The 13,422-nt window shown below is 39.9% G+C and carries 14 protein-coding genes and 1 pseudogene; 4 read left to right on the top strand and 11 right to left on the bottom strand.

The features are described 5' to 3' along the window. Positions 1–4 precede the first annotated feature (4 nt). On the bottom strand, positions 5–244 hold the full coding sequence (locus CCS77_RS04925) for a hypothetical protein (protein WP_152025742.1): 240 nt from the start codon (positions 242–244) through the stop codon (positions 5–7). Between the two features lie 332 nt (positions 245–576). Here CCS77_RS04925 and CCS77_RS04920 point away from each other — a divergent pair, with 332 nt between their 5' ends. Further along, a complete protein-coding gene (locus tag CCS77_RS04920) occupies positions 577–1,167 on the top strand; it encodes a DedA family protein (RefSeq protein WP_107916735.1) in 591 nt (196 codons plus the stop codon). Between the two features lie 68 nt (positions 1,168–1,235). On the opposite strand, the gene murI is transcribed toward CCS77_RS04920, so the two are convergent. Then, positions 1,236–2,024, bottom strand: a complete 789-nt coding sequence (murI, locus tag CCS77_RS04915; RefSeq protein WP_107916734.1) for a glutamate racemase — start codon at positions 2,022–2,024, stop codon at positions 1,236–1,238. Positions 2,025–2,115: 91 nt separating this feature from the next. Here murI and CCS77_RS04910 point away from each other — a divergent pair, with 91 nt between their 5' ends. Both CCS77_RS04910 and murG read left to right on the top strand, forming a co-directional pair. After that, entirely contained in the window at positions 2,116–3,276 is a 1,161-nt protein-coding gene (locus tag CCS77_RS04910; RefSeq protein WP_009293817.1) for an FtsW/RodA/SpoVE family cell cycle protein, read from the top strand. After that, complete coding sequence (murG, locus tag CCS77_RS04905; protein WP_107916733.1) at positions 3,273–4,295, top strand: undecaprenyldiphospho-muramoylpentapeptide beta-N-acetylglucosaminyltransferase; 1,023 nt, start codon at positions 3,273–3,275, stop codon at positions 4,293–4,295. The genes CCS77_RS04910 and murG overlap by 4 nt, the downstream gene beginning before the upstream one ends. Here the strand turns inward: murG and CCS77_RS04900 are convergent. Next, positions 4,287–5,021 (bottom strand): imidazole glycerol phosphate synthase, encoded by a 735-nt coding sequence (locus tag CCS77_RS04900; RefSeq protein WP_103614670.1) that lies wholly within the window; start codon positions 5,019–5,021, stop codon positions 4,287–4,289. The genes murG and CCS77_RS04900 overlap by 9 nt on opposite strands. Before the next feature lie 115 nt (positions 5,022–5,136). Here CCS77_RS04900 and CCS77_RS04895 point away from each other — a divergent pair, with 115 nt between their 5' ends. Beyond that, a complete protein-coding gene (locus tag CCS77_RS04895) occupies positions 5,137–5,895 on the top strand; it encodes a hypothetical protein (protein WP_107916732.1) in 759 nt (252 codons plus the stop codon). Here the strand turns inward: CCS77_RS04895 and CCS77_RS04890 are convergent, their stop codons facing one another. From CCS77_RS04890 to CCS77_RS04855, 8 genes and pseudogenes are all read right to left on the bottom strand, one after another. Next, positions 5,896–7,146 (bottom strand): RNA polymerase factor sigma-54, encoded by a 1,251-nt coding sequence (locus CCS77_RS04890; RefSeq protein ID WP_035142336.1) that lies wholly within the window; start codon positions 7,144–7,146, stop codon positions 5,896–5,898. It lies immediately after the preceding gene. Between the two features lie 3 nt (positions 7,147–7,149). Beyond that, positions 7,150–7,878 carry an LPS export ABC transporter ATP-binding protein gene (lptB, locus tag CCS77_RS04885; RefSeq protein WP_002940487.1) on the bottom strand — a complete coding sequence of 243 codons (729 nt, stop codon included), beginning with the start codon at positions 7,876–7,878 and terminating at the stop codon, positions 7,150–7,152. Then, the gene (gene tsaE, locus CCS77_RS04880) at positions 7,871–8,269 is read right to left on the bottom strand and encodes a tRNA (adenosine(37)-N6)-threonylcarbamoyltransferase complex ATPase subunit type 1 TsaE (RefSeq protein WP_107916731.1); all 399 of its coding nucleotides are present in this window, start codon (positions 8,267–8,269) and stop codon (positions 7,871–7,873) included. The genes lptB and tsaE overlap by 8 nt, the downstream gene beginning before the upstream one ends. Continuing rightward, entirely contained in the window at positions 8,269–8,514 is a 246-nt protein-coding gene (locus CCS77_RS04875) for an RNA-binding S4 domain-containing protein (protein ID WP_002940508.1), read from the bottom strand. Before CCS77_RS04875 ends, tsaE begins: the two co-directional genes overlap by 1 nt. A gap of 33 nt (positions 8,515–8,547) precedes the next feature. Continuing rightward, positions 8,548–9,375, bottom strand: a complete 828-nt coding sequence (locus CCS77_RS04870; RefSeq protein ID WP_107916730.1) for an alpha/beta hydrolase — start codon at positions 9,373–9,375, stop codon at positions 8,548–8,550. Continuing rightward, positions 9,369–11,474 carry a TonB-dependent receptor domain-containing protein gene (locus CCS77_RS04865; RefSeq protein ID WP_107916729.1) on the bottom strand — a complete coding sequence of 702 codons (2,106 nt, stop codon included), beginning with the start codon at positions 11,472–11,474 and terminating at the stop codon, positions 9,369–9,371. Before CCS77_RS04865 ends, CCS77_RS04870 begins: the two co-directional genes overlap by 7 nt. A 182-nt stretch (positions 11,475–11,656) precedes the next feature. Beyond that, positions 11,657–12,376: pseudogene (locus CCS77_RS10850) on the bottom strand (methyl-accepting chemotaxis protein); the annotation flags it as partial. Between the two features lie 538 nt (positions 12,377–12,914). Beyond that, a complete protein-coding gene (locus CCS77_RS04855) occupies positions 12,915–13,415 on the bottom strand; it encodes a PAS domain-containing protein (RefSeq protein ID WP_103649640.1) in 501 nt (166 codons plus the stop codon). Between the last annotated feature and the right edge of the window lie 7 nt (positions 13,416–13,422).

Here is a 13,422-nt window from a genome sequence, read left to right as displayed (position 1 = left end):
TTTATCAAAATAATCTTTCTAATTTATCTAATAGTATCACTTTGTACTTTGGCGAATAAGCCTCTCTCCATGCACCACCCAGCCCATAAACAATAAGAATTTCTTTTAATAGCGCAAAAATTTCCTCAATGGCCAATGCGCTATAAGTAATTGGCTTTATGTCTAATAAAAGCCATGCTTTGTCATAAGATACATGTTCTATTGTTTTATTATATAGCTCATTTTCTAGTATGATTTCAAACATTTTACCTTTATAGTAAAGTATCCATAGGCTTTTTGAAAGGTACCCATGATCCATCTTTGGATCATGAAAAAGCCACTCTCCATAAGCCAGCAGTCGCGCTCATTGTCTATAATCCAATACTATTGATCAGGCAAACTCTTATCGGATGGATTATATTTAAGAAAAATGTTAGTAAGGCCATACCTTTCATCATCCTCTTTTGTGATAATCGCATTTTCAAATGCCATTTTTATCCTTAAAATTTGATGTTTTAAAATTATATTATATATACTCAAATACTTAAGCGGCACTTTGCTACAATGCCTCATTTTAAGATAAATTTTGGAGTAAAAATGCTACATGACATTATTGATTTTATAGTCTCAAGCGTGAGCAGCTGGGGCTATGCTGGCATATTTGTGATGATGTTTTTGGAGAGCTCGTTTTTTCCATTTCCAAGCGAAGTGGCGATGATACCAGCTGGATATCTAGCTCACAAAGGCGAGATGAGCCTAGCGCTTGCTTTTATCTCAGGCACTCTTGGCAGCTTGCTTGGGGCCATTTTTAACTACTATCTTTGCTACTTTTTTGGACGCGAGATCGTCTTAAAATACGGCAAATTTGTTGGTATCACTCACGAAAAGATGGATAAATTTGAGGCATTTTTTAATAAACACGGCGAAATTTCAACATTTAACTCACGCCTCATCCCAGGAATTCGTCAGTATATCAGCCTGCCTGCTGGGCTTGCTAAGATGAATATTTTTAGATTTTGCCTATTTACCACACTTGGTGCTGGGATTTGGTGCGCGGTTTTGCTTGGAGTTGGCTACTTTCTAGGCTCAAATCCTGACAAACAGACACTTCTAACGATCACGATCGCTCTTTTGGCGGTGGTTGCGATAATAAGTGCTATCTATATATTAAAGCAAAGAAAGAGATAATACATATAAAAATACATAAAATTTAGTGTATTTTGCAAATTTAGCTTAAATTTCTAGCTAAATTTAGCCTAGCTAATCGCTCTCATTTTTTCTAATCTAGCTAAATTTCTTGAAATTTTCTCTAGCTCGCCTTGCTCGCAAACCTTCTCACCTGAGTAAAAAAATTTCACATTTGGAGTTAAATTTGCATTTGAAATCGCAAGTCCAAGCTCGCTTATAAGGCGCTTTATCGTCCCTTCGTTGCCGTCTATTATGCTTACATTTGGAGGCAAAATTTCTCTTAAGCTATCTTTAAAATAATTAAAATGCGTGCAGCCAAGCACCAAAAAGTCAAATTTACTTAGATCAAATTTACCTAGCTCATCTTTTAGATACGACTTAACGTTTTCGCTCTCAAATTCAGCCTTTTCAGCGAAATTTACAAGGCGAGGCAGAGCAAGTAGTTCGGTTTTATCTTTTGCGTTTAAATTTGTGATTAGCTCTTTTAGCTTTGCGCCATTTACGGTGACTGGAGTGGCAATTACAAGCGTTTTTAGGGCGTCATTGCAGCTTAGATCGTGAGCCTTTTTTACAGCTGGCTCCATGCCGATGATCGGCACGCTTAAATTTGCTCTAAGCTCTTTTATCGCCACGCTTGTTGCAGTGTTACACGCTACCACAACAGCTTCTGCGCCATTTCTAACAAGAAATTTCACCGCATCAAAGCTAAATTTTAAAATTTCATCCCTGCTCTTTTGTCCGTATGGGACATTTTTCACATCTGCGTAATATAAAAATTCATGCTCGCTAAGCTTGCTTAAAGCTTCGTTTAAGACGCTAAGTCCGCCAAGCCCAGAGTCAAATATACCTATCTTCATGCCCATCCTTAAAGCCTGCAATTATAGCAAATAATATCTTTGTAAGCCGTTTTTTATTATACTTTGGCTCATTTTAAAGTTGGAGTTAAATTTGGCAGTTGATAAGGTTATTTTCTATCTTTGCGCGACTTTGATCGCCATAAGTATCATTTTCTCACTATCTTTGCCAGTTTTTACAGTTTTATTTTTTAACTACGACGAATTTCACTTTTTTATCCGCCAGTTTGCAGTCGGCTGCATAGGAATTTTTCTCATGTGGTGGCTCTCCAGGCTAAATCCCGACAAAGCGCTCGTTTGGATAGGCTTTGGTCTGCTTATCTCTTGTGGTATCGCTATGGGACTCATGCATGCCTTGCCAGCTTCGATGGTGACTGACTCTGGAGGTGCTAGACGCTGGATCAGGTTGCCTGGCTTTTCACTTGCGCCAGTTGAGTTTTTCAAAGTCGGTTTTGTCTATTTTTTGGCGTGGAGTTTTACTAGAAAATTTAGCGACGGTAAGAGGACTTTGATGGCTGAGCTAAAGATACTTTTGCCTTATATCATCCTTTTTGGTATCGCTATCTTTCTTATCGCCGTTATGCAAAACGACCTTGGTCAGGTTGTAGTTTTGGCACTTACCTTTGTGACGATGGCGCTTTTTGCAGGGGCTAGTGTTAGGCTCTTTGGTATCGGTATATTAGGCGCTGCCTTTGTCATGACGGTGGCGATCGTTAGCTCTGAGCACAGAATTTTACGTATAAAGTCATGGTGGGGCACGATACAAAACATGGTTCTCTCTTTCTTGCCAGATAGCGTGGCAAACGTGCTTAGAGTGGCAGACGCACCAGAGCCATATCAAATTTCTCACTCACTAAATGCAATTAAACACGGCGAGTTTTTTGGCGAGGGGCTTGGAGCTGGGATATTTAAGCTTGGCTTTTTAAGCGAGGTGCATACAGACTTTGTGCTAGCTGGCATAGCTGAAGAGGTCGGCGTTTTTGGCATTTTGTGCATAACAGCGATCTTTATCACGCTACTTTATAGGATATTTAGAATTTCAGCTAGGAGCGAAAACAAGGTCTATCACCTATTCTCACTTGGTATCGGTCTTATCTTGTCGTTTTCATTTTTGATGAATAGCTACGGCATCACATCGATCACGCCGATAAAAGGTATAGCTGTGCCATTTTTAAGCTATGGCGGCAGCTCCGTGCTTGCTATATGCATCGGCATCGGCATGGTCTTGATGGTTAGTAAAAAGGCAAAACTATGATAGTTATTTGTGGTGGCGGCACTGGCGGACATTTGGCGATCGCTAGAAGCTTTTGTGAGGAGCTAAATAGACGAGGTATAAAGCCAATTTTCATCGGCTCAACTAGCGGTCAGGATAAATTTTGGTTTGAAAATGATGATAAATTTGCAAAAAAATTCTTCTTACCAAGCAGTGGCGTCGTAAATAAAAGAGGTCTTGCCAAGCTAAAATCACTAACAAACATCGTAAGTCTAGCTCTAAAGTGCAGGCAAATTTTTAAAGAAAATGGCGTTAAAGCAGTCATCAGCGTGGGAGGCTACTCAGCAGCGCCAGCAGCCATAGCGGCCATCATCTCAAAAACGCCGCTTTTCATCCATGAGCAAAATGCCGTAACTGGCAAGCTAAATAAAATTTTAAAGCCATACGCAAAGGGCTTTTTTAGCTCTTATGATGAGCTCTCGCCCTGCCCTTACCCTGTGGCAAATAAATTTTTTGAAAGCCAAAGAGTTAGAAGCGAGCTAAAAACGATACTATTTTTAGGTGGCTCACAAGGCGCAAAAGCTATAAATGAGCTAGCTATAAATTTAGCCCCATATCTTAAAGAAAAAGGGATAAAGATCATTCATCAATGCGGTAAAAACGCCCTTGATGAGCTTAAAAAAAGATATGATGAGCTTGGCTTTAGCGAGGCAAATTTAGAAATTTTTGACTTTAGCAAAGAGATAGAAAAGAAGATGAGCGAGGCTGATCTTGCCATATCAAGAGCTGGGGCTAGCTCGCTTTGGGAGCTTTGCGCAAACGCCCTGCCATCTATCTTTGTGCCGTTTCCTTATGCCGCTGGTAATCATCAGTTTTATAACGCTAAATTTCTAAAAGATAAAGGCATAGCTGAAATTTGCCTGCAAAATGGCGAAAATTTAGACAAAGACGAAGTCATAAAAATGATCGAGAGCTTTGATCTAAGCAAAAGCAGCAAAGCTCTAAAAGATATCCTTTTACCAAATGGGGCAAAAGAGATAATGGATAAAATTTTAAGCTAGATCCTCGCCTATAGCGTAAGCTTTTAGCTCTCGTAGCTCGTAGATTAGATAGTGATAGATAAGCTCATTTGTCTTTAGGCTTTTGCCTGAAAGCACTGGTCTTATCATCTCGATGATCCTATCTGTGATGCCAGCGATCTCAACCAAAAGTAGCTCATCGCCCCTTTGTTTAGCCACTCTTATGCAGTTATAAAAAAATGTGTAGATAGTTTTAAAATTTTCCAAAACGACGTTTGAGACGATTTGAGAGTCGAGATGTAAAATTTTATTCATCCTATTTTGTAGCTCCATTAGCTCTGCAAGTAGCCCTCTTATCATCGCTGTGTCGCCACTTCTTGAGAAGATACTCTTTTTCTTTTTTTTATTTTGTATCTGATACTCGGCAACTAAAATTTGCATGATATTTGAGATGTTTGTTAGGCTCTCTTGCAGGTTTTGATTAGTCTTTAGGCTCACGCCAGCCTTTTCTATCTTGTAGTATAGGCTTTTGTTTGTCTGCTCTAGGTATGAGCTAATGTTTTCGTAGTAATCTTCAGTATTAAAGACATTTTTAAAAAAACTGCCCTCGTCTGTTGTGCTATAAAGTCTTTTTTTGATCTCTTCGACATTTTTATTAAAAGTAAGCGCATCGATCTTTGTCTCAGGCTCGACAACGCCGTTGTTTTCGATAACTTCCAAGTTTTTCTTAAGCGTGTTTATCAGCTTATCAATCTCATTAAAATCCATTTTGCCTCTTTGAAATTTTTGGCTATTTTACTATAAAAAGCTGAAGTTTTCGCTTGCAATTCTTAAAAAGATATTTATACTTCTTTTAATAAAATATCTCAAAAAAGGAGCAAAAATGAATGGTGAAGTTTTTAACTCTTGCATTATCGTAGCCTCTATAAAGCAAGCATTAAAGTCAAATTTAGAGCTAAACTACAAAAGCGAAAAATATATAAAAAGCCTAGTTTTTGACTTTATCTTAGGTGATGAGCCAGAAAAAAGAGAGCAAGCTAGCATAAATGAGTGGTTTAAGCACGCCTTAAAGCTTGGGCTAAGTGACGTGAAATTTGCTACAAATTTGATGGTTTCATCAAAGGAGCGCACACTGCAAGGCTTTTCAAATGCAAGCCACAAGTCAATCCTTTGCATTTATAAAGATAAGATGAGCTACTTCGTTCCGCACTGGAGCTTTGAAGAAGATAAAAAGGGCTGGGATATAGTCTATAAAGAATTTAGCCTAAATGGCACGCCAAAAATTCAAAAATTTAGTGACAACACTTTGGAATTTAAAGATATCCTAATAAGGATCACTAAATTTGCAGATGAGATAGAGTGTGAGAACTTTGGCGACTGCTTTAGAAAAGGGCTAAAAGCGCTAAACGAGCCAGAAAATATAGAGCAAAATATCCTAAATGCGCCACTTATGCCAAAGCTAAATTTAGCTCTTTTTACTGCGGCAAGCGCGGCAGATGTCTTTGGTGGCATGGGCTCTTGGAACGACGACGCAGCAGGATTGGCGCAGCATAAAAGACGAGGCAAAGAGTATGATGAGCTTAGCAGTGAGCTTTTTACGCAGATGCGAAAAGCCACTCTTTTTGCCATAAATGAGTGGTAGCTAGCCGTTTATCTGATAGATCTTTTTTCGCTGGCTTGAGCTGCCGATGTTTAGGATTTTGCGGTATTTGGTAATGGTTCGGCGAACGATTTGGATGTTAAATTTAGCTTGGATTAGCTCTTGGATTTTTAGATCAGAAAGTGGCTTTTTGTGATATTCATTTTTGATAAGCTCTAGCAAAAATTCCTTTATCGCGGCGTTTGAAGTTTCCTCGTCAAAGCCAGTTGCGAAGAAATTTTTAAGTGCGACCGTGCCTCTTGAAGAGCTTAGATATTTGTTCGCAATCGCTCTTGAGATGGTTGAAGGGTTGCGTCCAAGCTCGTCAGCTAGGTCTTTTAGCTTCATAGGCTTTATGTCGCCGCCCAAAAAGTAATCATACTGATACTCAACTATCATGAGCCCTATCTTATAAAGCGTCGCCTTTCTCATCTCAAGGGCGTCTATGAGCTCGCTAGCCTCTTTTATGCGCGAGCTTACAAAGGCCTCTTTCTCGTCTAGTCCCTCGGTGTCGATAGAAATTTCAGGATAATAGTCGTCATTTATCTGCACGCTTATGCCACTACTTGTGCTTAGCACGAAGATGTCAGGTACCGCCTCTTTTTCATCTTCAAGATATTCAATAGCTGGGGGATTTTTAAATTTCTTTATGATCTTTAGCGCGTCGTCATAGAATTTAAGCTTTCTAAGCTTCTCTATATTTTCAAAATTTAAGATGATCTTTTTTGCGCACTCGATGATCTCATCACTCGCCTCTGCCTCGCCAAGCTGAAACAAAAAGCTCTCTTTAACATCCTTTGCGCCCACGCCACAGGGCTCAAGGTAGGCAAATCTCGCTCTAACCCGCTCCACCTCATTCTCATTAAAATCCGTAAAAATTTCATCATCATAAGAAAAATAGCCCTCATCATCTAAGCACTCAATGATCTTATATGCGATATCTTGGGACTTTTGTGTGGGGAAAAGTGGTGGATTTATCTGGCTAACGAGCTTTTCATAGAGGCTTTCTTTATAGATGCTTAAAGCCTCGATACTTTCGCTAACCGAGTTTTTGCTAACCTGCTCAAAAAAATTTCGCTTTTTTTCGCTTTTTTCTAAATTTTTATGCTCAATCGTGGCAAATGGATTTTCTTTTATAAAAGGCTCAAGCGTCTCTTTTAGCTCGTCAAGCCCGCTTTGAAGGATAGGAAGCCAGCTTCTTAGCGTTTGGTTTAGTTTGATCTTTGGCGCTAAAGTTTGCTTTTGCCTTAGCATCATCTACTCAAGCAGCTTAAATTCTTCGCCAAGATAGTGCGTTCTAACGAGCTTATTGTTTGCCACTTCGCTCGCACTGCCGCTTGCTAGCAGCGAGCCATCTTTGATGACGTAGGCTCTGTCGCAAATGGCTAGTGTCTCACGGACGTTGTGGTCAGTTATCAAAACGCCTATGCCTAGCTTTTTAAGGTCTCTAACGATGCTTTGGATGTCGCTAACTGCGATAGGATCGACGCCTGCAAATGGCTCATCAAGCAGCAAAAATTTTGGCTTTATAATGAGGCTTCTAGCGATCTCACAGCGTCTGCGCTCGCCACCACTTAGACTAACGCCCTTTCTTAGGCGGATAGGCTCGATATTTAGCATATTTAGCATCTCATTTACTCTTTTGGAGATATCTTCTTTGCTTTGATTTAAAATTTCAGCCCCAAGGAGTAAATTTTCCTCTACGCTTAGCTCTTTAAATATGCTTGACTCTTGCGGCAAATAGCCAATACCAAGATGCGCTCTTTTGTGAAGCGGGACATTTGTGATCTTTTCGTCGTTTAAAAAGACATCTCCGCTAGTTGGCGAGATGAGCCCACAGATCATATAAAAAGTGGTCGTCTTTCCAGCGCCATTTGGCCCAAGAAGCCCCACGACTTCGCCGCTATTTACCTCTAAAGATATGCCTTTTATGATCTCACTTTTCTTAATCGTCTTTTTTAGATCTTTTACTTCTAGTTTATGCACTTATAACCTCGTATTTTCTGCCATTTTTGCTAGGAGAAATTTTTACTAATGTATAGCTTTCGCCGTTTTTCTTTAGAGCTTTTTCTAAATTTTCATCGCCCCACTCTACTAGATGAAGCCCCTCTTCAAATAAATTTTCAAAAAGGCCATTTTTTGCCATCCCGTCAAATCCGATCTGGTAAATGTCGTAGTGGTAGATATCTTTACCATAAATTTGCATCAAAGAAAATGTTGGCGACGTCACGCTATCTTCTATGCCATGAGCCTTGATGATCGCCTTTACAAGCGTCGTTTTGCCACTTGCTAGATCGCCGCTTAGTAGCACCACGCCACTTTTTGGCAGCACCCGCACAAGCCGATCAAGCTCATTTTCTAAAAGCTCAAAAATCATCAAAGCTCTTTTACATATTCGCTTTGAGCGCTTTTTGGTATGCTTTTTGTAGTTGGGATCGCTAGCACCTCGTATCTCGCCTCGCGAGCTAGAAATTTGATAGTGATAACATCGCCTATCTTTACATCTTTTGCCGCTTTTGCCTGCACGCCGTTGATGCTCACAACGCCGCTTTTACACATATCTTCGCTAACGGCACGCCTTTTGGTGATATTTACTACGTTTAAAAATTTATCTACTCTCATGCGGCGGATTTTAACAAAAATAGCCTTAAATTTTTAATCCTTCAGATATTTTAAAAGCTCTTTTAAATTTAGAGGTATGACGCTGCCATGGGTTTCATTTTTAAAAAGCTCAAAGTGAGAATTTACGCCGCTTTGCTTTAAAATTTGGGCTAGATCGCTCGCCTTTAAAATGCCAGCTTTGTCAGTCTTGCCCTTTCTCTTTTCAAGCTCGCCAACGCTAAGAAAGACAAATTTAGCTCTTATTTTCTCTTTAAATTTACCCTCACTCACATTTTGCTTTAAAATTTCAGACTCGCCCCACCAAAGAGATGGCGAAGCGATAAAGAAATTTGAAAATACGCCATCATTTTTAAGCAAGGCATAGAGCGTAAAAAGCCCGCCAAAAGAGTGTCCGTAAAGGCTTTTTTGGCTATTTTGCACGTTAAATTTCTCATCAATTAGCGACACTAAATTTTTAGTTAAAAAGTGGTAAAACGCATCAGCGCCACCACCCTTGCTAAACTCCTCGCCCTTCGCCTTTGGCGTGAGATCTCTTGTGCGTTTTTCTACCTCATAGCTTTTGTCGCTGTCATATCCTATGCCTATTATTAGCGGGGCAGTCTTACCATCAAATTCATTTAAGAGCATGTTAAACTGGGCGTTTGCGTCAAGCAAGAAAAGCACATTTTTAAACTCATTTTGCCCCTTTAGCTTGGCTGTGAAAATTTTATAAATTTCATCATTTGCGCTCATTTTAAAGGTTGAAATTTCAAATTTACTAGCAGCTTTTTGGCTAAGTGGCTCAGGCGTTTGGCTAGGTCCTGCGTGCAAAGTCTGCGTCACACCAAGCGTAAAAAGTAAAAATTTAAACGCTCTTACCATTTTGCAGCGACCTTAAACCAAAATCTCCTGCCCTCTTGCGGATACCAGTAATAGTTGCCGTCGTCTGCTAGCGCCTCATCGTATCTTACTTTATCAAAGATGTTGTAAGCATTTAGGCTAAGCGTTAGGTGCTTGTTTGCGTCCCAGCTGACACCTGTATCGAAGGTTAGTAGGTCTTTTGTGTTCTCTCTTACTCTGTTGCCAGCACCGAAATTTACGCTTGTTAGCTTGCTCTCATAGTTCGCGCCAAAAAATGTCTTAACGCTTTTTATAGGCTTATATGTAAGCGTGGCGTGAAGTGTGTGCTCTGGCGTTGCTGTTAGACTTTTGCCATCAAGTCTAGCTAGGTTTGTCTCGCTAAATTTCATAGGGCCTCTTGGCGTGTTTATCGTTGGGTTACCAGTTTTTATCTTTGACTTATTATAGGTGTAGTTTGAGCTTAAATTTAGATTTGAAAGGATGTCATAGTCGCCACTTAGCTCCACGCCCCAAACGGTCGCACCCTCAATGTTAAAGTAGGTTCCCCAGCCAGGGCAATCCACACTTGGGATTTTTGCGCTTGGCGGGCAAGGACCAAAGGCTGGAATTTTATTTACATTACTGCCGTCGGTGTCTAGGATCTTATCTTTAAATTCATTTCTAAAAAGCGTCACAGAGCCTCTAAAATCAGCCTGATTGTCATAATATGCCCCAACTTCATAAGTCGTGCTCTTTTCTGGTTTTAGGTCTTTATTACCAAAATCAACTATCCTCCAGCCACCTTGGATAGTGCCTACTTCTGGAGAAATTTGATTGACATCAGGTGTTTTGTAGCCAGTCGCTACGCCGCCTTTTAAGCTTAGCGTATCTGTGGCGTTATAGACTAGGTAGGCTCTTGGCGAGAGATGGTTGCCAAAAAATTCATTGTGCGTGAGCCTTGAGCCAAGCGTTAAAAATAGCTTCTCATCTAAAATTTGCCACTCATCCTCGATAAATCCCGCATGCTCGCTCATCGAGTAGGTCTTTGGATCTTTTAAGCCGTTTCTTGAAGCGTTTGAGACGATGAAGGTCGTGCCTACATTTTGCTTGCTAAAGTCATAGCCAAAAGTTAGTGAGTGAGCGCCAAGAAAGGTTGTAAATTTAGAGTTGAAGTTGTGATTTTTAGCTTTTGCAGGTATGAGGCTGTCAAAAAGACTTGTTCTTTGCGTCTGGTCATAAATGTAGCTGATATCGGCATTTAGGTTATCAAATTCGCCAAGGTAGCCCACGCCATAGCTCTTTTTCTCGTAGTCATAGGCGTTTAAAACCTTATTTGTCTTTGTAGTGGCTGTTTTGCCGACGGTGCGCGAGTAGTCGTGTTTTTCACTTGAGCCAAGGATAAAAAATTTATTGTGCTCATCTGGCGTGATCCAAAGCTTTGCGCTTAAATTTCTCTTATCGCTCTTTTGGTAGCCGCCTTTGTAATTATCCTCGTCTCTTAGCTTTTTATAGCCCCAAAGCTGAAGCGCAAAAAGCTCTTTATAAAGAGGTAAATTTAGATAAAAGTCGCCCTGTCTGCCATCACCTATGCCTTTATGCGCATTTATCGTAGTTGAGATGCCGACGTTGCCGCTAAATTTTGAAAAGTCCTTTTTGGTAATGATATTTATAACGCCTCCAACTGCGTCGCTACCATAAAGCGAGCTCATAGGGCCACGGATGACCTCTATACGCTCGATCGCTTCAGCTGGCGGGATGAAATTTGAGTTCATATCCCCTGCTCCGCCCTTTGGATTTGCACTGCTTGAATTTGCTCTTTTACCATCTATCAAAACTAGCGTTTGAGACTTCTCCATACCGCGTATCGAGATACCACTAGCTGGACCATCCTCGCCGCCAACGACATTTACGCCTGGCACTTTTTGCGCGATTGAGTGAAGCGAGGTAAAGCTATCTTTTGTAAGCTCATCGCCGCTTATCACACTAATGCTTGCAGGGGCTTCTTTGATCTGCTGCGAGAAGCCACTTGCACTTACTACGACGCCATCTAGCTTAGTTTCGTTGTTCTCTTTCTCTACTGCATAGAGAGAATTTGCCACACAAACACTAAGGCAAATGGCGATAAATTTTGATCTATTCACGGATGTCCTTTTGTTAAATTTAATCTTTGATAATGAAAGCGAAACGCAAATTTAACAAAGCAAGCATAAAAACAATATTAATTATCATAATTTTAAATGATAATGTAGAAAAAATTTATGAAAATAAAATTTAAATCAATCTAAGAGGAGCTAGACCCAAAGCGGGTCTAGCAAATTTGAAGTTATTTTGAAGCGACCATTTCGTTGTATGAGTTAAATATCTCTCTGCTAAGATCCTCAAGCTTTCTAAACTCAGTGACAAAATGTTTTAAATTTTTCTCGTTATAGCCCTTGCCAGCTTCTGTCAATATGGCTTTGATGTTTTTGTTAAACTCATCTACCAAATGGCGTGATTTCTCGTAAGTTTTAGTGTGACTAAAGCTCTTTGCGCACTCATTTTCATACCACGCTACAAGATCGTCTGCGTCTTTTGCTATATCGTCGCCGTAACCTTGCTCATTTACAGTGTCTGAATAGACGCCTACTTTATAGACGATGATAGCTATCTTTGCGATGATGCCAAAGGTCTTGTCTTCTACATATTTTGATCTTTGGGCTGTCTCTTTTGCATTTTGGTTGAAACTAGCTAAAGTTTGTTTGAAATTTTCGACATTTGCTGTGGCGATCTTTGAAATTTCATCTATCTTTTTAGAGTTTTCATCTATATCTTTGGCTTCTTGCTGAAGTGTTTGGATATTTACGCCGATCTCGTGTGTCGCTTTTTGTGTGTTTTCAGCTAGTTTTCTAACCTCATCAGCGACAACTGCAAAACCGCGTCCATGCTCACCTGCTCGAGCCGCTTCGATAGCTGCGTTTAGAGCTAGTAAATTTGTCTGCTCAGCTATATCTTTTATCAAATTTACAACCGAAGTGATGTCATCTGTTCTGCTATTTAGCGTGCTTATAGCGTGGCTTGAACCCTCTATAAGCTCTTCAAGTGAGCTCATATTTACGCTTAGCTCATTGATGCTTTGCGTCGTATCCTCAGCGATCTTAGCTGTATCTTGTGCCATGTGTGCCATTTGGCTAAGGTTTTTTATGCTCTCATTTAGATCGTTTCTAACATCTTCTATGCCGTCGTTGCCATTGCCAAGTGTGTCAAGCTCTTTTGAAAGCAGGCCACGAACTTTACTTTTGTGACTATCTTTTATACCAGTTACGCCGTTGCTCATAGAGATGGCATTTTGTTTAAATATACCGCGAAATCCATCTGTAAAGATATTTCTATATGTTAGTCCGCTTTGAGCAGCGTCTATTGAGGTTGAAATTTCTCTTTGGAGCGCCTCAACTTGATCAAGCAAGTCATTTATACCAAGTGCTACTTCATAAAGAGGGTCATTTTCTTTTACATTTACTATCCTAGGCTCTAATATGCCGTTTCTAGCTGAGCCTACTACGCTTAAAATTTCATTTATAGAGTCAAGTTTTTTTCCAAACATCTTATAGCCTTTGTAGGTTATTTACAAATTCATCATAACTTATATTTTTTTCTTTTAAAAATTCAGTTAAAAATTTCATCGAAGCATCCATGCCACCGCTCTTTTCTACCGATAACAACTTTTGATATATAGGCTCTATTATCTCAATCGCCTTTGGATTTGGCTTGCGTCTAACTGAGTAGTAGCCAACTGGATTGTTTTGCACATCAAGCGAAGTTGTGATATTTGCAAAGACCCAGTAAAACCCGCCATCAAAGCTTTTGTTTTTTACATAAGCAAAAATTTCTTCTCTATTTTTTATACGCTCCCAAAGTAGCTTGAAAACAGCTCTTGGCATATCTGGGTGTCTTATGATGTTATGAGGCTTACCCAAGACTTCAGCTTGCTTAGCTCCAACTATCTTTAAAAATGGCTCGTTACAATACGTAATACGTCCTTTTAAGTCGGTCTTTGAGACCAAAAAGGCGCTCTCTTCGACCATGTGTTCTTTGTTTTCAGACATCTTCTCT

It is taken from the genome of Campylobacter concisus, from assembly GCF_003048375.1.
Lineage (GTDB): Bacteria > Campylobacterota > Campylobacteria > Campylobacterales > Campylobacteraceae > Campylobacter_A > Campylobacter_A concisus_T.
The sequence above is the reverse complement of the archived record's forward strand: the minus strand, read 5'-3'. Positions and strand labels throughout refer to the sequence as shown.